Consider the following 19,820-nt stretch of genomic DNA (forward strand, 5'->3'; position numbering starts at 1 on the left):
ACACGCGTCGCCCACGCGCGCGTGCGGGCGCACAGCGCCCCTGCGCGGCAGACGCCCGCACGCCGGCTCACCCACACGCGCGCGTGTCACCGGCGGTCGCGCCGCACCTCCAGGGGCTGAAGGGGCTGCCTCCCGGGGCTCAAGGGGCTGCCGAGCGGGCTGTGGGGAGGGTTCCGGCGGGCGGCGGGATACGGATTTGGGTGAACGGCGGCGGACCGTGTAATGTCTTCATCGCTCGCCCCAATAGCTCAGTCGGCAGAGCGTCTCCATGGTAAGGAGAAGGTCTACGGTTCGATTCCGTATTGGGGCTCTGGTGTGAGAGGTTCCCGTCGCGAGGCGGGACCCGATCGCATCAAAGCGGTGTAGCTCAGTCGGTAGAGCAAGCGGCTCATAATCGCTGTGTCACCGGTTCAAGTCCGGTCACCGCTACTGACAGTAGCCGATTGCGGGGTCGGTCCTTCGATCGGCTACTCTTTCTTGCGTTGAATCAGTCCACCCGTTCGTCATAGGAGCACTCACGTGGCTGCCACCGACGTCCGCCCGAAGATCACGCTGGCCTGCGTGGAGTGCAAGGAGCGGAACTACATCACCAAGAAGAACCGGCGTAACAACCCGGACCGTCTTGAGATGAAGAAGCACTGCCCGCGTTGCAACGCGCACACCGCGCACCGCGAAACGCGATAATCAGGCTCGTCCGCGAGGCCGTCCCCTTCCGAGGGGGCGGCCTCACGGCGTTTTACCGGCTCGGCACCCAGCCCGCCGTACCCGCCCGCCGCGCCGCCCCCGTGCGCGTTCGGCGGCAGGTTTCCCGCTAATTTGGGGCCAGCACAGCAGACATCAGGAGGTGCCGGGCCATGGCGCTCGACCAGTCCTTCGTGGGACGGACCTACCCGCCCACCGCGCCCTATGAGGTGGGCCGGGAGAAGATCCGCGAGTTCGCCGAGGCGGTGGGCGAGACCAACCCGGTGTACACGGACCCCGAGGCCGCCAAGGCGTTCGGCTACTCCGATGTGATCGCCCCGCCGACCTTCGTGTTCTCCATCACGTTCCGCGCGGCCGGCCAGGTCGTCGAGGACCCGCAGCTGGGGCTGGACTACAGCCGCGTGGTGCACGGCGACCAGAAGTTCGCCTACGCGCGCCCGGTGCGCGCCGGGGACCGGCTCACGGTCACCTCCACGATCGAGGCGATCAAGTCCCTCGCGGGCAACGACATCCTGGACATCCGCGGTGAGGTGCACGACGAGGCCGGCGAGCGCGTCGTGACCGCCTGGACCAAGCTCGTGGCCCGCGCGGCCGAGGAGGCGTGAGGACCCGATGACGGCGAAGATCGCCTACGACGAGGTCGAGGTCGGCACCGAGCTGCCGGCGCAGACCTTCCCCGTGACCCGCGCCACCCTCGTGCGCTACGCGGGCGCCTCCGGGGACTTCAACCCGATCCACTGGAACGAGAAGTTCGCCAAGGAGGTGGGCCTGCCGGACGTCATCGCGCACGGCATGTTCACCATGGCCGAGGCGATCCGCGTGGTCACCGACTGGACCGGCGACCCGGGCGCGGTCGTGGAGTACGGCGTCCGCTTCACCAAGCCCGTCGTCGTCCCGAACGACGACCAGGGCGCCCTGATCGAGGTCAGCGGCAAGGTCGCGGCCAAGCTGGACGACAACACCGTACGGGTGGACCTGACGGCGATGAGCGCCGGCCAGAAGGTGCTGGGCATGTCCCGGGCGGTCGTACGACTCGCCTGACGGCCCGGGCGGTGCGTGCAACGGACCGAGCGGTGCGTGTGAGGGGCGTCCTCCCGTGGGGGGCGCCCCTTGCGCATGGCGACCCCAGGCCCACCTCGCCCACGCCCTTGACGAAGTTAGTGATTGAGTACTAACTTCAAGGGCATGCCCAGGATGAGCGCAGAGGAGCGACGCGAGAGCGTCATCCGCGCGGCGACCGCCGAGTTCGCGCGCGGCGGGTACCACGGCACCTCCACGGAGGCCATCGCCAAGCGGGTCGGCGTCTCGCAGCCGTACCTCTTCCGGCTCTTCCCGGGCAAGAAGGCGATCTTCCTGGCGGCGGCCGAACGCTGCGTGGAGGACACCATCCGGACCTTCGAGGAGGCCTCGGAGGGGCTGCGGGGCGAGGAGGCCCTGCACGCCATGGCGAACGCATACACCAAGGTCATCGCGGAGCGGCCCGAGTGGCTGATGATGCAGATGCAGATGTACATCGCCGTGGCCGCCGCGGAGCAGGAGGGCGACCGGGAGTTCGGTGAGAGCGTGCGGGCCGGCTGGATGCGGCTGTGGGACACCGTACGGCTGGCGCTCGGCGCGGACGTCGACGAGACGACCTCCTTCCTCGCCCACGGCATGCTCATCAACTGCCTGGTGGCCATGGGTTTTCCGCCCGGGCACCGGGTGTGGGAGGGGCTCTACCCGTCGGCCCGGCTCACGGGTCGCCTGGAGGTGTAGGGGCCTGGGCCCTGTCGCCTGGGCGGGTACAGGCACGCCCAAGAAAGTTAGTCAGCAATAACTAACTAAGTTCCCTGGGGGAGCGATGGCACAGCAGACAGCACCACCGGTCACCACCCCGTCGCGCGCGAGCGCGATATGGGCCCTCGTCATCACCAGCGTCGCCGGATTCATGGCGTCCCTGGACAACCTCGTCGTCACCACGGCCCTGCCCTCCATCCGCGAGGATCTCGGCGGGGCGCTGGACGACCTGGAGTGGACCGTGAGCGCGTACACGCTCACCTTCGCCGTCCTGCTGATGTTCGGCGCCGCGCTCGGCGACCGCTTCGGACGCCGGCGGATGTTCATCGCCGGACTCGCCGTCTTCACCGGCGCCTCCGCCGCCGCGGCCATGGCGCCGGGCATCGACTCCCTGATCGCCGCCCGCGCGGTCCAGGGCGTCGGCGCGGCCGTGATGCTGCCGCTCACACTGACCCTGCTCACGGCGGCCGTGCCCGCGGCCAGGCGCGGCACGGTGTACGGCATCTGGGGCGCCGTGAACGGCCTCGCCGTCGCCTCCGGACCGCTGATCGGCGGCAGCCTCACCGAGCACGTCTCCTGGCACTGGATCTTCTGGCTGAACGTCCCGCTGGGCCTCGCCGCGCTGCCGCTCGCCCGGCTGCGCCTCACCGAGTCCCACGGCACCGGCGCCCGCCTCGACGTTCCGGGCACGCTCCTCGCCAGCGGCGGGCTCTTCGGGATCGTGTACGGCCTGGTCCGCGGGCCCGCCGACGGCTGGACCGACCCCGTGGTGCTGACCGCGCTCGGCGCGGGCGGGGCGCTGCTGGTGGGCTTCGTCGGCTACAGCTCCCGCGCGGCGCACCCGATGCTGCCCATGCGGCTGTTCCGCTCCCGGGCCTTCTCCGGGATCAACGCCGCCAGCCTGCTGATGTTCGTCGGCATGTTCGGCTCGATCTTCCTGCTCAGCCAGTACATGCAGGGCGTACTCGGCTACTCGCCCACCGAGGCGGGGCTGAGGATGCTGCCGTGGACCGGCATGCCGATGCTCGTCGCGCCCGTCGCCGGGCTGCTGTCCGACCGGATCGGCGGCCGGCCGGTCGTCGCCGCCGGCCTGTTCCTCCAGGCCGCCGGTCTCGGCTACATGGCCTGGGTGGTCACCACGGATGCCTCCTACGCCGTCCAGCTGCCCGGCCTCATCATCAGCGGCGTCGGCATGGCCCTGTACTTCGCGCCGGCCGCCAGCCTGGTCATGGCCAGCGTCCGCCCGCAGGAGCAGGGGATCGCCTCCGGCGCGAACAACGCGCTGCGCGAGGTGGGCGGCGCGCTCGGCATCGCGGTGATGTCGTCGATCTTCTCCGCGCGGGGCGGTTACGAGTCCGCGCAGAGCTTCGTGGACGGTCTGCGGCCGGCCCTGGTCACCGGCTCGGCGGTGGTCGCCCTCGCCGCGGTCGCGGCCCTGGTGATCCCCGCCCGCCGCAGCGCCGCACCCGCGGCCGGGGAGGCCCCCGCGCCGGTCCTCGAAACCGCCTCCGGCTGACCCGCCACTCCCGCACAAGGAGCCCGCGATGCCCACGCTTCCCTGGACCGTGCCGGACACTCCACCGGCTGGCGCCGAGGCGCACGTCTTCGCCTCGCGCTTCGAGACCCGCACCCTGTGGGGCGCCCTCCGCTTCCTCGTCCGCACCCCGGCCGTGTGGCGGCAGGCCGGCCGCGCGCCCGGCGCCTACGGGGCGAGTCTCAGGGCCCAGCCCCTGCGGCGGACCTTCTGGACCCTGTCCGCCTGGGAGTCGGAGGCCGCGCTCAAGGACTTCGCCCGCTCCGGAGCCCACCGGCCGGCGTCCCGCACCCTGGCGGCCCAGATGCGGGACGTCCGGTTCGCCACCTGGCGGACGCCCACCGACGAACTCCCGGTGAGCTGGGAGGAAGCGACACGGCGACTGACGTAGCCGCCGCCGGGACGGCACCGTACGCGCGCGTGGACCCACGGCCCGCAAGGGAGGTCCACGCGCGCGTACGTGCCTTTCCGGGCACGGGACGCGGGTGCGCACGGCGGCGCAGCGGGGGAGGGGCCGGTAGGCGCGCGTCCCGCACTCCCAGCACTCCTGCCGGCGCGGCCCCCGCCGGCCTGTCTCGTAGTCTTGGGCCCGTGCAGGTACTCCACGACGCCCCCCTCGCCCCGCTGACCACCTTCCGGCTGGGTGGTCCCGCGACGCGGCTGGTGACCGCCGCCACCGACGCCGAGGTGATCGCCGCCGTCCGCGAGGCCGACGACAGCGGTACCCCGCTGCTGGTCATCGGCGGCGGATCGAACCTGGTCATCGGCGACAAGGGCTTCGACGGCACCGCGCTGCGCATCGCCACGCGCGGGGTCGAGCTGCGCGGCACCACCCTGGAGCTGGCGGCCGGCGAGGTGTGGACCGACGCCGTCGCCCGCACCGTGGAGGCCGGCCTCGCCGGGATCGAGTGCCTGGCCGGCATCCCCGGATCCGCCGGCGCCACGCCGATCCAGAACGTGGGTGCCTACGGCCAGGAGGTCTCCTCGACGATCACCGAGGTGATCGCCTACGACCGGCGGGCCGGCGAGACCGTCACGCTGACGAACGAGGAGTGCGCCTTCTCGTACCGCCACAGCCGCTTCAAGGCCGACCCCGAGCGCTACGTCGTGCTCCGGGTCCGCTTCGAGCTGGAGGACGCCGGCGGGCTGTCCGCGCCGGTCAAGTACGCCGAGGCGGCCCGGGCCCTCGGTGTGGAGCCCGGCAACCGGGTGCCGCTGGCCGACGCCCGGGAGACCGTGCTGAAGCTGCGCGCCGGCAAGGGCATGGTCCTCGACCCCGAGGACCACGACACCTGGTCGGCCGGCTCCTTCTTCACCAACCCGATCCTCACCGACGAGCAGTTCGCCGCGTTCCACGCGCGCGTGCGCGAACGGCTGGGCGAGGACGTCGAGCCCCCCGCCTACCCGGCGGGGGAGGGCCGTACGAAGACCTCCGCGGCCTGGCTGATCGACAAGGCGGGCTTCACCAAGGGCTACGGCAGCGGACCCGCCCGCATCTCCACCAAGCACACCCTCGCGCTCACCAACCGGGGCGGCGCCACCACGGAGGACCTGCTCGCCCTGGCCCGCGAGGTGGTCGCCGGCGTCCGCGAGGCGTTCGGGATCACCCTCGTCAACGAGCCGGTGACCGTCGGCGTCAGCCTCCAGTAGCGGTTCCGGGAGCCCTCTGGAGCGAGCGGCGCCGGTCAGTAGGCCACCCCGACCCCCTGCCTGAGGGTCTCCTTCGCGTCGATCATCGACAGCATCGCGTGCGCGACGTCCGCGCGCGCGATGAAGCGGCCCCGGGGCGGGAAGCCGCCGACGACGGTGCGGTAGCGGCCGGTCAGCGGCTTGTCCCGGAGCCGGGGCGGCCGAACGGACGTCCAGTCCGTGCCGCTGCGGGCCAGCTCGGCCTCCATCCCGCGCAGGTCGGCGTAGACGTCCTTGAGGATCGCCGACACCAGCTGCCGCACCGCCCGGTCCAGGGGGCCGTCGTGCGCCGCGGCGGGGCCGACCGGCGCGGCGCTCACCACCAGCAGCCGGCGTACACCCTCCGCCTCCATGGCGTCCAGCACCGTACGGGTCAGCCGGGTGGCCACCCCGGCGTCCTTGCGGCTGCGCGCGCCCAGGCCCGACAGGACGGCGTCCCGGCCCCGTACGACGGGCCGCAGCTCCTCAGGGCCGGTCAGGCCGCTGCGGACGACCTCCAAGCGGTCACCGGTGACGGCGAGCCGGGCCGGGTCCCGTACGACCGCGGTGACCTCGTGACCGGCGCTCAGGGCCTGGCCGACCAGCTCCCGGCCGATCCCTCCCGTGGCGCCGAAGACAGTGAGCTTCATGGTGACGTCCGACTCCCCTCGCCCGCGGACGTGGTGGGTGAGTGTTCACTCACCACGTGGACGCCTCTAGGGTGGGTAAACACTCACCCGTCCGTCAAGCCCCGATCGGAGCCCCATGGAGACGAAGCCGGCGCGTGTCCGCATCCTCGACGCGGCCCACGAGCTGATGCTCACGGTCGGACTCGCCCGCGCCACCACCAAGGAGATCGCCCGCGCGGCCGGCTGCTCCGAAGCGGCCCTCTACAAGTACTTCGACAGCAAGGAAGAGCTGTTCGTACGGGTCCTTACCGAGCGCCTGCCCCGCCTCGCCCCGCTGCTCAGCGGCCTCGCCGCCGAACCGGGCCGGGGCACGCTCACGGGGAACCTCACCGAGATCGCCCGCCAGGCCGCCCTCTTCTACGAGCAGAGCTTCCCGATCGCCGCCTCCCTGTACGCGGAGACCCAGCTCAAGCGCCGCCACGACGAGGCGCTGCGCGCCATCGGCTCCGGCCCGCACCTGCCCATCGAGGGCCTGGACGCCTACCTGCGCACCGAACAGGCCGCCGGCCGGGTCCGCGCCGACGCCGACACCTACGCCGCCGCCTCACTCCTCCTCGGCGCCTGCGCCCAGCGCGCGTTCGCCTACGACGCCACCGAGACCGGCGAACGCCCGCCCGTCGAGGAGTTCGCCGCCCGACTGGCGAGGACCTTGGTGGGCGGAATCTCCGTTGCGGGCACGCCGGGCGACCCGCGACCCTGACGCCATGAGGCACCGCACATGAGGCATCCCCCATGCGGCTGAGGCTGCGCGAGTTCCGGCCCCGCACCGGACCGCACGAGTACCGGATCACGCAGCCCCGGCACACCCTGCGCCACACCTCGCTGCGCGCCCCCGACCCCGTCGGCACGCTGCTCGGCGACCACGACGGGCTGAACCGGCTCGCCGGCCTGTTCTCCTTCGCCGCCCGCTCCCCGCACACGATCGTCCACGTGCCGCTGCGCGACGGCGTCCCGCCCGACGAGGGCGTCGGCGAGCTGGTCGACCTGGTCCTGGTCCACGAACGCCTCGGCCTGCGCCCCAGCCAGTGGCCCGGCCTGCGCCGCCGACTGCGCCAGGGCACCCCCCTGACCGTCCGCACCGACGAGGCTCGCACCGCGCGGGACGCCGCCGCCTGGAGCGGGCGCCGGGACCGGGCCGGCTCCCGGGGCGATCTGCGGCACGCCACGCACGCGCGTACCTTCTTCCTCTTCGGTCACCGGGAGGCGTTCGCCGAGACGGCCACGTGCTTCGCGGACGCGGCGGGCCGGGGGCCCTACCAGAACCGGGTCGGCGAAGGGCGCATGGCCTACCTGGGGTCGTTCCCGCCCCTGGCCGATCCACCCGGCGGCGGGCACCCCGTCGAGGTGATGATCTGCTTCAAGCCTTATCCGCCGTACGCCCACTTCAGGCCGCCGGGCGCACCAGCCAGTCGTCCACGCCGGCCAGCAGCCGCGCCTTGACCTCCTCCGGGGCGGCCGAACCGCGCACCGACTGCCGGGCCAGCTCCGCGAGTTCGGCGTCCGTGAAGCCGTGGGAGTGGCGGGCGATCTCGTACTGGGCGGCCAGCCGCGAGCCGAACAGCAGCGGGTCGTCGGCGCCCAGCGCCATCGGGACGCCCGCCTCGAAGAGCGTGCGCAACGGCACGTCCTCCGGCTTCTCGTACACGCCGAGCGCCACGTTCGACGCCGGACACACCTCGCAGGTCACGCCCCGGTCGGCCAGCCGCTTCAGCAGCCGGGGGTCCTCCGCCGCCCGCACCCCGTGCCCGATCCGCGTGGCGTCCAGGTCGTCCAGGCAGTCCCGGACCGACGCCGGGCCGGTCAGCTCGCCGCCGTGCGGGGCCGACAGCAGACCGCCTTCCCGTGCGATGTGGAACGCCCGGTCGAAGTCGCGCGCCATGCCCCGCCGCTCGTCGTTGGAGAGCCCGAAGCCGACCACGCCCCGGTCCGCGTAGCGCACCGCCAGCCGGGCCAGCGTGCGCGCGTCCAGCGGGTGCTTCATCCGGTTCGCGGCCACCAGCACCCGCATGCCGAGCCCGGTCTCCCGCGAGGTCGTGTCCACCGCGTCCAGGATGATCTCCAGGGCCGGGATCAGACCGCCCAGCCGGGGCGCGTACGACGTCGGGTCCACCTGGATCTCCAGCCAGCCGGAGCCGTCCCGCAGATCCTCCTCGGCGGCCTCCCGGACCAGGCGCTGGATGTCCTCCGGCTCGCGCAGGCAGGAGCGCGCGGCGTCGTACAGCCGCTGGAAACGGAACCAGCCCCGCTCGTCCGTGGCCCGCAGCTTCGGCGGTTCCCCGCTGGTCAGCGCCTCCGTCAGCGCGTCGGGCAGCCGGACGCCGTGCTTGTCGGCCAGTTCCAGGACGGTGCCCGGTCGCATCGAGCCGGTGAAGTGCAGGTGCAGATGGGCTTTCGGCAGCTCAGAGAGATCACGTACACGCTCCATTCCCAGATCCTGCCGTATGTCCCCGCCGTCCCGGTACCCGTTTCCCCTTACGTGGTCTTGCTCGCACAAACGAACAGGGGCGCCTCCGGGAATCCGGAGGCGCCCCTGTCCAGGAACGGACGACTCAGTCCCTGGCCTCCGCCAGCAGCTTCTGGATGCGGCTCACGCCCTCGACGAGGTCCTCGTCACCGAGCGCGTACGACAGCCGCAGGTAGCCCGGCGTGCCGAAGGCCTCGCCCGGGACGACCGCGACCTCGGCCTCCTCCAGGATCAGCGCGGCCAGCTCGACGGTGTCCTGCGGGCGCTTGCCGCGGATCTCCTTGCCGAGCAGCCCCTTGACCGACGGGTAGGCGTAGAAGGCGCCCTCCGGCTCCGGGCAGACCACGCCGTCGATCTCGTTGAGCATCCGCACGATCGTCTTACGGCGCCGGTCGAAGGCCTCGCGCATCTTCGCCACGGCGTCGAGGCCACCGGAGACGGCGGCCAGCGCGGCCACCTGGGCGACGTTGGAGACGTTCGAGGTGGCGTGCGACTGGAGGTTCGTCGCGGCCTTGACCACGTCCTTCGGGCCGATGACCCAGCCCACGCGCCAGCCGGTCATGGCGTACGTCTTCGCCACACCGTTGACCACGATGCACTTGTCGCGCAGCTCGGGGAAGAGCCCCGGCAGGGACACGGCGGCGGCCTCGCCGTAGACCAGGTGCTCGTAGATCTCGTCGGTGAGCACCCACAGGCCGTGCTCGACGGCCCAGCGGCCGATCGCCTCGGTCTCGGCCTCGGAGTACACCGCGCCGGTCGGGTTGGACGGGGAGACGAAGAGCACGACCTTCGTCTTCTCCGTGCGCGCCGCCTCCAGCTGCTCCACCGTGACGCGGTAGCCGGTGGTCTCGTCGGCGACGACCTCGACCGGGACACCGCCGGCCAGGCGGATCGACTCGGGGTAGGTCGTCCAGTACGGCGCGGGGACGATGACCTCGTCGCCCGGGTCGAGGATCGCGGCGAACGCCTCGTAGATGGCCTGCTTGCCGCCGTTGGTGACCAGGATCTGCGAGACGTCGGGCTCCCAGCCGGAGTCGCGCAGCGTCTTCGCCGCGATGGCGGCCTTCAGCTCGGGGAGGCCGCCGGCCGGGGTGTAGCGGTGGTACTTGGGGTTCTTGCAGGCCTCGACGGCCGCCTCGACGATGTAGTCCGGGGTCGGGAAGTCGGGCTCACCGGCGCCGAAGCCGATCACCGGACGCCCGGCGGCCTTCAGGGCCTTGGCCTTGGCGTCCACGGCGAGGGTGGCGGACTCGGAGATCGCGCCGACTCGGGCGGAGACCCGGCGCTCGGTGGGAGGGGTTGCAGCGCTCATGCGGCCCATCGTTCCAGACCGGAAATGAGCCCGGCACACGGGTTTCACAGACTGAACAGGAAGGGTCGAGGCGTGAACACGGGTCCGAATCCGGGCCCCGGCCAGGACGATCTTCGGTCACGTGGCCCCGGACGGGCGCTTTCTGTTCGACGCCGGGCCCCGGAGCACGTACACTCTCACCTCGTTGGCCTTCAGCAGCCGTCGCCGAGCCGGTGCACACCGGGCACCCGGTCGGATGCGGTACGTTGGGGGGCACGCAAAGGGTCGTAGCTCAATTGGTAGAGCACCGGTCTCCAAAACCGGCGGTTGGGGGTTCAAGTCCCTCCGGCCCTGCTACACACACCGCCAGGATGTGTGCGCATGTACGTACTGCAATGCACCGCCGTGCGGCTCAGAAACCGGGCGCGGCACGGCCACGACCCGGGATCAGGTGAGGACTATGACGGACGCCGTGGGCTCCATCGACACGCCTGACGCCCAGGACGAGGTGTCCGAGTCCAAGAAGAGGGCTCGCAAGGGCGGCAAGCGCGCCAAGAAGGGCCCGCTCAAGCGCCTGGCCACCTTCTACCGCCAGATCATCGCGGAGCTCCGCAAGGTCGTCTGGCCCTCGCGCAACCAGCTCACCTCGTACACCACCGTGGTGATCTTCTTCGTCGCCATCATGATCGCCCTGGTGACCGTGATTGACTATGGGCTCAACCACGCGGCCAAGTACGTCTTCGGCTGAGCCAAGAGCGAAGGGCGCCGTGGTACCGGCGCCCGTTTTCGCATGTTCCACCCCTATGTATCCAGGAAGAAGCAGCCATCGTGTCTGACCCGAACCTGAACGACGACGCCACCGAGCCCCGAGGGCTGGCTGCCGAGACGGTGGACGACGAGCTCGACATCGTCGAGGGCGCGGACGAGCAGGACGAGTTCGAGGCTGCCGAGGCCGAGGCGGGTGAGCCGGCCGAGGAGGCCGCCCTGCACGCCGAGGACGAGGACGAAGAGGCCGAGGCCGACGAGGAGGCCGCCGAGGAAGAGCCCGCCGCCCCGGTGGACCCGGTCGAGGCCCTGCGCGAGGAACTGCGCACCCTGCCCGGCGAGTGGTACGTCATCCACACCTACGCCGGTTACGAGAACCGCGTGAAGACCAACCTGGAGCAGCGCGCCGTCTCGCTGAACGTCGAGGACTACATCTTCCAGGCCGAGGTGCCGCAGGAAGAGGTCGTCCAGATCAAGAACGGCGACCGCAAGACGATCAAGCAGAACAAGCTGCCGGGTTACGTGCTGGTCCGCATGGACCTGACCAACGAGTCCTGGGGCGTCGTCCGCAACACCCCGGGCGTCACCGGCTTCGTCGGCAACGCCTACGACCCGTACCCGCTGACCCTGGACGAGATCGTCAAGATGCTCGCCCCGGAGGCCGAGGAGAAGGCCGCTCGCGAGGCCGCCGAGGCCGAGGGCAAGCCCGCCCCGCAGCGCAAGGTCGAGGTCCAGGTGCTGGACTTCGAGGTCGGCGACTCGGTCACCGTCACCGACGGCCCGTTCGCCACGCTGCAGGCGACCATCAACGAGATCAACCCCGACTCGAAGAAGGTCAAGGGCCTGGTGGAGATCTTCGGCCGCGAGACGCCGGTCGAGCTCTCCTTCGACCAGATCCAGAAGAACTAGTTCTTTTCTGGACGTACCGCTTCCGTGCAGGTCAGGAGGGCTGGTTCAGCCCTCCTGACCTGCACGGTTTTTGGCCGCGCATCTATACCCGTTATCGTTGTGCGGTATGCCTGCATCCGGGTGGTCCCCGGAGGCGGGCAGGACCCGAACCGAAAGGACCCGGAGAGCTATGCCTCCCAAGAAGAAGAAGGTCACGGGGCTCATCAAGCTCCAGATCCAGGCCGGCGCCGCCAACCCGGCCCCGCCGGTCGGCCCGGCGCTGGGTCAGCACGGCGTCAACATCATGGAGTTCTGCAAGGCCTACAACGCGGCGACCGAGTCGCAGCGCGGTTGGGTCATCCCGGTGGAGATCACGGTCTACGAGGACCGCTCCTTCACCTTCATCACCAAGACGCCGCCGGCCGCGAAGATGATCCTCAAGGCCGCGGGCATCGAGAAGGGCTCCGGCGAGCCGCACAAGACCAAGGTCGCCAAGATCACCGAGGCGCAGGTCCGCGAGATCGCCCAGACCAAGATGGCCGACCTGAACGCGAACGACCTGGACGCCGCCGCGAAGATCATCGCCGGTACCGCGCGTTCCATGGGCGTCACGGTCGAGGGCTGACCCCAACCCCCCAGCAGTCATGCGGCCGTAGCCGGTCGCACGTGGCAGGGCCTGCTCGGCCCAGGGACCACGACTCCTTCAGAACACACACAGGAGCAAGTTGTGAGCAAGCGCAGCAAGGCTCTCCGCGCTGCGGACGCCAAGGTCGACCGGGAGAAGCTGTACGCCCCGCTCGAGGCCGTCCGTCTGGCCAAGGAGACCTCCACGACCAAGTTCGACGCCACCGTCGAGGTCGCCTTCCGTCTGGGTGTCGACCCGCGCAAGGCCGACCAGATGGTCCGTGGCACCGTGAACCTTCCGCACGGCACCGGCAAGACCGCCCGGGTCCTGGTCTTCGCGACCGGTGACCGTGCTGCGGCCGCGGAGGCCGCCGGCGCCGACATCGTCGGCTCCGACGAACTGATCGACGAGGTGGCGAAGGGCCGTCTGGACTTCGACGCCGTCGTCGCCACCCCGGACCTCATGGGCAAGGTCGGCCGCCTCGGCCGCGTCCTCGGCCCGCGTGGTCTGATGCCGAACCCGAAGACCGGCACCGTCACCCCCGACGTCGCCAAGGCCGTCACCGACATCAAGGGCGGCAAGATCGAGTTCCGCGTCGACAAGCACTCCAACCTGCACTTCATCATCGGCAAGGCGTCCTTCGACGACGCCAAGCTGGTGGAGAACTACGGCGCCGCGCTGGAGGAGATCCTCCGTCTGAAGCCGTCCGCCGCCAAGGGTCGCTACATCAAGAAGGCCGCGGTCAGCACCACCATGGGCCCCGGCATCCCGGTCGACCCGAACCGCACCCGCAACCTCCTCGTCGAGGAGGACCCGGCCGCCGTCTGAGCCCCCAGCTCAGCCCGGTAGCCGCGTCAGGTACGCGTAAAGAAAAGGGCGGGCCCTGGAACCTCTAAGGTTCCGGGCCCGTCCTTTCTTTGTGCGACTTCTCGCACGACTGTCAGTGGCCTGGCATACCGTGCAGGCACAGGACACGCATTAGGGGTGGGAGTAGATGATGAGCACGACCGTGCGCCGGGCGGCCCTTTGCACAGCGGTGGTGGCCGCGCTGACCGGAGTGGCCGCGTGCGGCTCCTCCGACTCCGGCAAGGACGGCGGTGACAAGGCGGCCGGCAAGACCGCGACGCACGTCAGCCCCATCGCCGCCCTGCGCTCCGCCGAGAAGTCCACCGACAAGGCCGACTCCGCCAAGGTGCGCTCCACCACGTCCATCGGCGACCTGATGTCGATGACCGCGAACGGCGCTCTCACCTGGGGCGACGGCCTCAAGGGCAACCTGACCATCACCTACACCGGCGGTCAGATGGCCGAGCTGATGAAGAAGGCCGGCACGCAGTCCATGGAGGCCCGGTACCTGCCGGACGCCTACTACGCGCACATGAGCGACACCTACGCCCAGCAGGCGGGCGGCGGCAAGCACTGGATCAAGTACTCCTACGACGACCTCGCCAAGCTCGGCGGTGCCTCCGGTTCGTACATGAAGGACCAGATCCAGAACGCCACGCCGAACCAGTCCGTGAAGATGCTGCTGGCCTCCGGCGACGTCAAGAAGGTCGGCGAGGAGACGATCTCCGGCGTCCACACCACCCACTACTCGGGCACGCTGAACGTGGCCGACCTCGCGGGCAGGACCAGCAACCTCAGCGCCGAGCAGCTGTCGGCCCTGAAGAAGCAGCTCAGCCAGGCCGGTGTGACCACCGACACCGTCGACATCTGGATCAACGACCGGGACCTCCTGGTCAAGAAGACCGAGAAGGCCGACACGGCCAACGGTGCCATGACCAACACGTCCTACTACACCGACTACGGCGTGAAGGTGACCGCCGAGGCGCCCCCGGCCGGCGACACCAAGGACTTCGCGGACATGCTGAAGTCCGGCGGCACGCTGACGGGCGGCACCGGCGCCACGTCCTGACCCGGCGGCCCGCAGAGCCCTCCGAGGCGCGCTCGGCGTCCCTAGGAGGGCCTGCCGCCACCCACTGCCTGCCCGGCCTGCGGCGCCTCCTGTGCCCCGGCCCCAGGGGTCGTAAACGGTCGATTTGCTCGACAGAGCCCTCGTCCCGTACTCTCTTCGAGAAGCCAAAGACCGCTGGTCGTTGCCGTGCGCTCGAATGAGGGTGCGGTGGCCGAAGGATCCGCTGAAAAGTGGGCGACCCGCGCAGGTGACAGTGGAAGAACTCCCGGAGTGCGCGCGCCGAGCGCGTGTACGGCCGGTCGAGTCCGCCCCGTGCGCCTGCGCCGGGGCGTTTCGTTTTCCCCAGTCCTCCTTCGGGTCCGCGCGGTCCGAATCACCCGGAAGGAGGCCGAGGCTCTATGGCGAGGCCCGACAAGGCTGCCGCGGTTGCGGAGCTGACGGACAAGTTCCGCAGCTCCAACGCCGCCGTGCTGACCGAGTACCGCGGTCTCACCGTGGCGCAGCTCAAGACGCTGCGCCGGTCGCTCGGTGAGAACGCCCAGTACGCCGTGGTGAAGAACACGCTGACCAAGATTGCGGCCAAGGAGGCCGGGATCACGCTGGAGGACCAGCTCTTCGCTGGCCCGACGGCCGTCGCCTTCGTCACCGGTGACCCGGTGGAGTCGGCGAAGGGTCTGCGTGACTTCGCCAAGGACAACCCCAATCTCGTCATCAAGGGCGGTGTCCTTGAGGGCAAGGCCCTCTCCGCCGACGAGATCAAGAAGCTTGCGGACCTTGAGTCCCGCGAGGTTCTGCTCAGCAAGCTGGCCGGTGCCTTCAAGGCGAAGCAGTCCCAGGCTGCCTCCGTCTTCCAGGCGCTGCCGTCGAAGCTCGTCCGCACCGTGGACGCGCTGCGCGCCAAGCAGGCCGAGCAGGGCGGTGCCGAGTAATTCGGCTCGCTTTCTGACCCGCACCAACGGCGCGGGTCGCAGCGGGCCGACGTACGCCCGCCTTATCCAGTACATCCGGCACCTGCCGATTTGAGTGGAAGGACCGCCATCATGGCGAAGCTCACCCAGGACGAGCTGCTTGCCCAGTTCGAGGAGATGACCCTCATCGAGCTCTCCGAGTTCGTGAAGGCCTTCGAGGACAAGTTCGACGTCACCGCTGCCGCCGCTGCCCCGGTCGTCGTTGCCGGCGGTGCCGCCGGTGGCGCCGAGGCCGCTGCCGAGGAGGAGAAGGACGAGTTCGACGTCATCCTCACCGGCGCCGGCGACAAGAAGATCCAGGTCATCAAGGTCGTGCGTGAGCTGACCTCCCTGGGTCTGAAGGAGGCCAAGGACCTCGTCGACGGCACCCCGAAGCCGGTCCTCGAGAAGGTCAACAAGGAGCAGGCCGACAAGGCCGCCGAGGCCCTCAAGGGCGCCGGCGCGTCCGTCGAGGTCAAGTAAGACCTTCGCGACCGCGGAAACGGCCCCCTAGGGCTGTAACGCGAACGCACCGAAGGGCGATCATCCATCCGGGTGGTCGCCCTTCGGCGTTCCCCGGGGTCCGGCCTGGGCTGCCTTGCACCTCTGTTCGTGAGGGGTAAGGTGATCTTCGTCGTGTCTCCCGATGCTCCGGTTCCGGCAAGGAACCCTTGACGAACCGCACGCAGCGCGCAATTCTCAGGACGCGTCGTCACAAGGATCCGAATCCGAGGCATGGATCGACGACGAAGAGGGCAGTATCAACGTGCGTTGAGGGCAGGCATGCCGAGGGCGTTGAAGAGGGCGTTGAGGACAACGAGGGTCTTCGAAAACCCGCACTGGACATCAGTGTGCCAAGTGGCTACACTGACCCTTTGCGCTGCCTGTTAGCTGTCCCCTGCCCGTCACCAGGGGTCTGCCCTCACTCGAGCACAGTCGACCGAAGCCCCCCTGACCTGGGGTTTCCGTCCTTGTGTACGGGAGAGGGACCGGTACGCGCGTAGTGAGTCCGAGCCCTCGGAAGGACCCCCTCTTGGCCGCCTCGCGCACTGCCTCGACCGCGAATACGAACAACGGCGCCAGCACCGCCCCGCTGCGCATCTCCTTTGCAAAGATCAAGGAGCCCCTCGAGGTTCCGAACCTGCTCGCGCTGCAGACCGAGAGCTTTGACTGGCTGCTCGGCAACACCGCCTGGCAGACTCGGGTCGAGGAGGCCCTTGAGAACGGTCAGGACGTCCCCACCAAGTCCGGTCTGGAGGAGATCTTCGAGGAGATCTCCCCGATCGAGGACTTCTCCGGGTCGATGTCGCTGACGTTCCGGGACCACCGCTTCGAGCCGCCCAAGAACTCGATCGACGAGTGCAAGGAGCGCGACTTCACGTACGCCGCCCCGCTCTTCGTCACGGCCGAGTTCACCAACAACGAGACCGGCGAGATCAAGTCCCAGACCGTCTTCATGGGCGACTTCCCGCTCATGACGAACAAGGGCACTTTCGTCATCAACGGCACCGAGCGTGTCGTGGTGTCGCAGCTGGTCCGTTCCCCCGGTGTCTACTTCGACTCCAGCATCGACAAGACGTCCGACAAGGACATCTTCTCCGCCAAGATCATCCCGTCCCGGGGTGCCTGGCTGGAGATGGAGATCGACAAGCGCGACATGGTCGGTGTCCGCATCGACCGCAAGCGCAAGCAGTCGGTCACCGTGCTGCTGAAGGCGCTCGGCTGGACGACCGAGCAGATCCTTGAGGAGTTCGGCGACTACGAGTCGATGCGCGCCACCCTGGAGAAGGACCACACCCAGGGCCAGGACGACGCGCTGCTCGACATCTACCGCAAGCTGCGCCCGGGCGAGCCCCCCACGCGTGAGGCCGCGCAGACGCTGCTGGAGAACCTCTACTTCAACCCCAAGCGCTACGACCTCGCCAAGGTCGGCCGCTACAAGGTCAACAAGAAGCTGGGTACGGACACCCCGCTGGACGCGGGCATCCTGACCGTCGAGGACATCATCGCGACGATCAAGTACCTGGTGAAGCTGCACGCCGGCGAGACCGAGACCACCGGTGACAACGGCGAGACGGTCGTCGTCGAGACCGACGACATCGACCACTTCGGCAACCGTCGTCTGCGCAGCGTCGGCGAGCTCATCCAGAACCAGGTCCGCACGGGTCTGGCGCGTATGGAGCGTGTCGTCCGCGAGCGGATGACGACCCAGGACGTCGAGGCGATCACGCCGCAGACCCTGATCAACATCCGGCCGGTCGTCGCCTCCATCAAGGAGTTCTTCGGCACCAGCCAGCTGTCCCAGTTCATGGACCAGAACAACCCGCTGTCGGGTCTCACCCACAAGCGCCGTCTGTCGGCTCTTGGCCCGGGTGGTCTCTCCCGTGAGCGGGCCGGCTTCGAGGTCCGTGACGTGCACCCGTCGCACTACGGCCGTATGTGCCCGATCGAGACGCCGGAAGGCCCGAACATCGGTCTGATCGGCTCGCTCGCCTCCTACGGCCGGGTCAACGCGTTCGGCTTCGTCGAGACCCCGTACCGCAAGGTCATCGACGGCCAGGTCACCGACGAGGTCGACTACCTGACCGCCGACGAGGAGGACCGCTTCGTCATCGCGCAGGCCAACGCGCCGCTGACGAACGACCTCCGTTTCGAGGAGAGCCGCGTGCTCGTCCGCCGTCGTGGCGGCGAGGTCGACTACGTCGGCCCCGAGGACGTGGACTACATGGACGTCTCGCCGCGCCAGATGGTGTCGGTCGCGACCGCCATGATCCCCTTCCTTGAGCACGACGACGCCAACCGTGCCCTCATGGGCGCGAACATGATGCGCCAGGCCGTTCCGCTGATTAAGTCGGAGGCCCCGCTCGTCGGCACCGGCATGGAGTACCGCTCCGCCGTCGACGCCGGCGACGTCGTCAAGGCCGAGAAGGCCGGTGTGGTCCAGGAGGTCTCCGCGGACTACATCACCACCGCCAACGACGACGGCACGTACATCACGTACCGCCTGGCCAAGTTCGCCCGCTCCAACCAGGGCACCTCGGTCAACCAGAAGGTCATCGTCAACGAGGGCGACCGTGTCGTCGAGGGCCAGGTCCTCGCCGACGGCCCGGCCACCCAGAACGGCGAGATGGCGCTCGGCAAGAACCTGCTCGTCGCGTTCATGCCGTGGGAGGGTCACAACTACGAGGACGCGATCATCCTGTCGCAGCGCCTCGTGCAGGACGACGTCCTCTCCTCGATCCACATCGAGGAGCACGAGGTCGACGCCCGTGACACCAAGCTCGGCCCCGAGGAGATCACCCGGGACATCCCGAACGTCTCCGAGGAGGTCCTCGCCGACCTGGACGAGCGCGGCATCATCCGCATCGGTGCCGAGGTCATCGCCGGTGACATCCTCGTCGGCAAGGTCACCCCGAAGGGTGAGACCGAGCTGACGCCGGAGGAGCGCCTGCTGCGCGCGATCTTCGGTGAGAAGGCCCGTGAGGTCCGTGACACCTCGCTGAAGGTGCCGCACGGCGAGACCGGCAAGGTCATCGGTGTGCGCGTCTTCGACCGCGAGGAGGGCGACGAGCTTCCCCCGGGTGTGAACCAGCTCGTGCGCGTGTACGTGGCGCAGAAGCGCAAGATCACCGACGGTGACAAGCTCGCCGGCCGTCACGGCAACAAGGGTGTCATCTCCAAGATCCTGCCGATCGAGGACATGCCGTTCCTGGAGGACGGCACCCCGGTCGACATCATCCTCAACCCGCTGGGTGTGCCGTCCCGAATGAACCCGGGACAGGTCCTGGAGATCCACCTCGGCTGGCTCGCCAGCCGCGGCTGGGACGTCTCCGGCCTCGCGGAGGAGTGGGCCCAGCGCCTGCAGGCCATCGGCGCCGACCAGGTCGCCCCCGGCACCAACGTCGCGACCCCGGTCTTCGACGGTGCCCGCGAGGACGAGCTGGCGGGTCTGCTGCAGCACACCATCCCGAACCGGGACGGCGAGCGCATGGTGCTCCCGACCGGCAAGGCGCGGCTGTTCGACGGCCGTAGCGGTGAGCCGTTCCCGGACCCGATCTCGGTCGGCTACATGTACATCCTGAAGCTGCACCACCTGGTCGACGACAAGCTGCACGCCCGCTCGACCGGTCCCTACTCGATGATCACCCAGCAGCCGCTGGGTGGTAAGGCCCAGTTCGGTGGCCAGCGGTTCGGTGAGATGGAGGTGTGGGCCCTTGAGGCCTACGGCGCCGCGTACGCCCTCCAGGAGCTGCTGACCATCAAGTCCGACGACGTCACCGGCCGCGTGAAGGTCTACGAGGCCATCGTCAAGGGCGAGAACATCCCCGAGCCCGGCATCCCCGAGTCCTTCAAGGTGCTCATCAAGGAGATGCAGTCGCTCTGTCTGAACGTGGAGGTGCTGTCCAGCGACGGTATGTCCATCGAGATGCGCGACACCGACGAGGACGTCTTCCGCGCTGCGGAGGAGCTCGGCATCGACCTGTCCCGGCGCGAGCCGAGCAGCGTCGAAGAGGTCTGACGGGAGTCCGGCGGGGCCCTGACCCACAAGGGCCCCG

General features: G+C 69.6%; 20 protein-coding genes and 3 tRNA genes. 20 read left to right on the forward strand and 3 right to left on the reverse strand.

What is annotated here, in order from left to right; all coding sequences use genetic code 11:
- Positions 1 to 237: 237 nt before the first annotated feature.
- The 9 genes from C3492_RS18010 to C3492_RS18050 all read left to right on the forward strand — a co-directional run bounded on the left by C3492_RS18010 (position 238) and on the right by C3492_RS18050 (position 5,662).
- Positions 238 to 310 (forward strand) — tRNA-Thr (locus C3492_RS18010).
- A gap of 46 nt (positions 311 to 356) precedes the next feature.
- Positions 357 to 429, forward strand: a tRNA-Met gene (locus tag C3492_RS18015).
- 90 nt (positions 430 to 519) lie between these two features.
- Positions 520 to 684 (forward strand): 50S ribosomal protein L33, encoded by a 165-nt coding sequence (gene rpmG / locus C3492_RS18020; RefSeq protein ID WP_003948671.1) that lies wholly within the window; start codon positions 520 to 522, stop codon positions 682 to 684.
- A gap of 170 nt (positions 685 to 854) precedes the next feature.
- Complete coding sequence (locus C3492_RS18025) at positions 855 to 1,307, forward strand: MaoC family dehydratase N-terminal domain-containing protein (RefSeq protein ID WP_103812775.1); 453 nt, start codon at positions 855 to 857, stop codon at positions 1,305 to 1,307.
- 7 nt (positions 1,308 to 1,314) lie between these two features.
- The gene (locus tag C3492_RS18030) at positions 1,315 to 1,743 is read left to right on the forward strand and encodes a MaoC family dehydratase (RefSeq protein WP_103812776.1); all 429 of its coding nucleotides are present in this window, start codon (positions 1,315 to 1,317) and stop codon (positions 1,741 to 1,743) included.
- Positions 1,744 to 1,887: 144 nt separating this feature from the next.
- Complete coding sequence (locus tag C3492_RS18035) at positions 1,888 to 2,457, forward strand: TetR/AcrR family transcriptional regulator (RefSeq protein WP_181140430.1); 570 nt, start codon at positions 1,888 to 1,890, stop codon at positions 2,455 to 2,457.
- An 85-nt stretch (positions 2,458 to 2,542) separates the two neighbouring features.
- The gene (locus C3492_RS18040; RefSeq protein WP_103812778.1) at positions 2,543 to 3,994 is read left to right on the forward strand and encodes a DHA2 family efflux MFS transporter permease subunit; all 1,452 of its coding nucleotides are present in this window, start codon (positions 2,543 to 2,545) and stop codon (positions 3,992 to 3,994) included.
- Positions 3,995 to 4,022: 28 nt separating this feature from the next.
- On the forward strand, positions 4,023 to 4,403 hold the full coding sequence (locus tag C3492_RS18045; RefSeq protein ID WP_103812779.1) for a DUF3291 domain-containing protein: 381 nt from the start codon (positions 4,023 to 4,025) through the stop codon (positions 4,401 to 4,403).
- A 200-nt stretch (positions 4,404 to 4,603) separates the two neighbouring features.
- Positions 4,604 to 5,662, forward strand: coding sequence for a UDP-N-acetylmuramate dehydrogenase (locus tag C3492_RS18050; RefSeq protein ID WP_103812780.1), 1,059 nt, complete (start codon positions 4,604 to 4,606; stop codon positions 5,660 to 5,662).
- 35 nt (positions 5,663 to 5,697) lie between these two features.
- On the opposite strand, the gene C3492_RS18055 is transcribed toward C3492_RS18050, so the two are convergent.
- Positions 5,698 to 6,330 (reverse strand): NAD(P)-dependent oxidoreductase, encoded by a 633-nt coding sequence (locus tag C3492_RS18055; RefSeq protein WP_103812781.1) that lies wholly within the window; start codon positions 6,328 to 6,330, stop codon positions 5,698 to 5,700.
- Positions 6,331 to 6,445: 115 nt separating this feature from the next.
- Here C3492_RS18055 and C3492_RS18060 point away from each other — a divergent pair, with 115 nt between their 5' ends.
- A complete protein-coding gene (locus tag C3492_RS18060; RefSeq protein ID WP_103812782.1) occupies positions 6,446 to 7,069 on the forward strand; it encodes a TetR/AcrR family transcriptional regulator in 624 nt (207 codons plus the stop codon).
- A gap of 32 nt (positions 7,070 to 7,101) precedes the next feature.
- Entirely contained in the window at positions 7,102 to 7,809 is a 708-nt protein-coding gene (locus C3492_RS18065) for a hypothetical protein (RefSeq protein ID WP_103812783.1), read from the forward strand.
- On the opposite strand, the gene C3492_RS18070 is transcribed toward C3492_RS18065, so the two are convergent.
- Together C3492_RS18070 and C3492_RS18075 are read right to left on the reverse strand one after the other, a co-directional pair.
- Positions 7,754 to 8,794, reverse strand: a complete 1,041-nt coding sequence (locus C3492_RS18070) for an adenosine deaminase (RefSeq protein WP_103812784.1) — start codon at positions 8,792 to 8,794, stop codon at positions 7,754 to 7,756. The genes C3492_RS18065 and C3492_RS18070 overlap by 56 nt on opposite strands.
- Positions 8,795 to 8,918: 124 nt before the next feature.
- On the reverse strand, positions 8,919 to 10,145 hold the full coding sequence (locus C3492_RS18075) for a pyridoxal phosphate-dependent aminotransferase (protein ID WP_103812867.1): 1,227 nt from the start codon (positions 10,143 to 10,145) through the stop codon (positions 8,919 to 8,921).
- A 260-nt stretch (positions 10,146 to 10,405) separates the two neighbouring features.
- Here C3492_RS18075 and C3492_RS18080 point away from each other — a divergent pair.
- The 9 genes from C3492_RS18080 (at position 10,406) to rpoB (ending at position 19,783) form a co-directional block, all read left to right on the forward strand.
- Positions 10,406 to 10,478, forward strand: a tRNA-Trp gene (locus C3492_RS18080).
- A 106-nt stretch (positions 10,479 to 10,584) separates the two neighbouring features.
- A complete protein-coding gene (gene secE / locus C3492_RS18085) occupies positions 10,585 to 10,872 on the forward strand; it encodes a preprotein translocase subunit SecE (protein ID WP_014674349.1) in 288 nt (95 codons plus the stop codon).
- A gap of 80 nt (positions 10,873 to 10,952) precedes the next feature.
- Positions 10,953 to 11,798, forward strand: coding sequence for a transcription termination/antitermination protein NusG (gene nusG / locus C3492_RS18090; RefSeq protein WP_103812785.1), 846 nt, complete (start codon positions 10,953 to 10,955; stop codon positions 11,796 to 11,798).
- A 169-nt stretch (positions 11,799 to 11,967) separates the two neighbouring features.
- Positions 11,968 to 12,402, forward strand: coding sequence for a 50S ribosomal protein L11 (gene rplK, locus C3492_RS18095; protein WP_014674351.1), 435 nt, complete (start codon positions 11,968 to 11,970; stop codon positions 12,400 to 12,402).
- 102 nt (positions 12,403 to 12,504) lie between these two features.
- On the forward strand, positions 12,505 to 13,230 hold the full coding sequence (gene rplA / locus C3492_RS18100; protein WP_103812786.1) for a 50S ribosomal protein L1: 726 nt from the start codon (positions 12,505 to 12,507) through the stop codon (positions 13,228 to 13,230).
- Between the two features lie 166 nt (positions 13,231 to 13,396).
- Entirely contained in the window at positions 13,397 to 14,317 is a 921-nt protein-coding gene (locus tag C3492_RS18105) for a hypothetical protein (protein WP_103812787.1), read from the forward strand.
- Positions 14,318 to 14,715: 398 nt separating this feature from the next.
- Positions 14,716 to 15,246, forward strand: a complete 531-nt coding sequence (gene rplJ / locus C3492_RS18110; RefSeq protein ID WP_014674354.1) for a 50S ribosomal protein L10 — start codon at positions 14,716 to 14,718, stop codon at positions 15,244 to 15,246.
- Positions 15,247 to 15,357: 111 nt separating this feature from the next.
- Positions 15,358 to 15,747 (forward strand): 50S ribosomal protein L7/L12, encoded by a 390-nt coding sequence (gene rplL, locus C3492_RS18115; protein WP_014674355.1) that lies wholly within the window; start codon positions 15,358 to 15,360, stop codon positions 15,745 to 15,747.
- 550 nt (positions 15,748 to 16,297) lie between these two features.
- A complete protein-coding gene (gene rpoB, locus C3492_RS18125) occupies positions 16,298 to 19,783 on the forward strand; it encodes a DNA-directed RNA polymerase subunit beta (RefSeq protein WP_103812788.1) in 3,486 nt (1,161 codons plus the stop codon).
- Positions 19,784 to 19,820 lie beyond the last annotated feature (37 nt).

It is taken from the genome of Streptomyces sp. Ru62 (genome assembly GCF_002920615.1).
Lineage (GTDB): Bacteria > Actinomycetota > Actinomycetes > Streptomycetales > Streptomycetaceae > Streptomyces.

Bases quoted from the DNA above. Each gene is read 5' to 3' on its own strand.
- C3492_RS18025 (WP_103812775.1), top strand. From the start codon at position 855: ATGGCGCTCGACCAGTCCTTCGTGGGACGGACCTACCCGCCCACCGCG.
- C3492_RS18030 (WP_103812776.1), top strand. From the start codon at position 1,315: ATGACGGCGAAGATCGCCTACGACGAGGTCGAGGTCGGCACCGAGCTG.
- C3492_RS18045 (WP_103812779.1), top strand. From the start codon at position 4,023: ATGCCCACGCTTCCCTGGACCGTGCCGGACACTCCACCGGCTGGCGCC.
- rplK (WP_014674351.1), top strand. From the start codon at position 11,968: ATGCCTCCCAAGAAGAAGAAGGTCACGGGGCTCATCAAGCTCCAGATC.
- C3492_RS18070 (WP_103812784.1), bottom strand. From the start codon at position 8,794: ATGGAGCGTGTACGTGATCTCTCTGAGCTGCCGAAAGCCCATCTGCAC.
- C3492_RS18105 (WP_103812787.1), top strand. From the start codon at position 13,397: ATGATGAGCACGACCGTGCGCCGGGCGGCCCTTTGCACAGCGGTGGTG.
- C3492_RS18055 (WP_103812781.1), bottom strand. From the start codon at position 6,330: ATGAAGCTCACTGTCTTCGGCGCCACGGGAGGGATCGGCCGGGAGCTG.
- C3492_RS18060 (WP_103812782.1), top strand. From the start codon at position 6,446: ATGGAGACGAAGCCGGCGCGTGTCCGCATCCTCGACGCGGCCCACGAG.
- C3492_RS18035 (WP_181140430.1), top strand. From the start codon at position 1,888: ATGCCCAGGATGAGCGCAGAGGAGCGACGCGAGAGCGTCATCCGCGCG.
- secE (WP_014674349.1), top strand. From the start codon at position 10,585: ATGACGGACGCCGTGGGCTCCATCGACACGCCTGACGCCCAGGACGAG.
- C3492_RS18065 (WP_103812783.1), top strand. From the start codon at position 7,102: ATGCGGCTGAGGCTGCGCGAGTTCCGGCCCCGCACCGGACCGCACGAG.
- C3492_RS18075 (WP_103812867.1), bottom strand. From the start codon at position 10,145: ATGAGCGCTGCAACCCCTCCCACCGAGCGCCGGGTCTCCGCCCGAGTC.
- rplJ (WP_014674354.1), top strand. From the start codon at position 14,716: ATGGCGAGGCCCGACAAGGCTGCCGCGGTTGCGGAGCTGACGGACAAG.
- C3492_RS18040 (WP_103812778.1), top strand. From the start codon at position 2,543: ATGGCACAGCAGACAGCACCACCGGTCACCACCCCGTCGCGCGCGAGC.
- rplL (WP_014674355.1), top strand. From the start codon at position 15,358: ATGGCGAAGCTCACCCAGGACGAGCTGCTTGCCCAGTTCGAGGAGATG.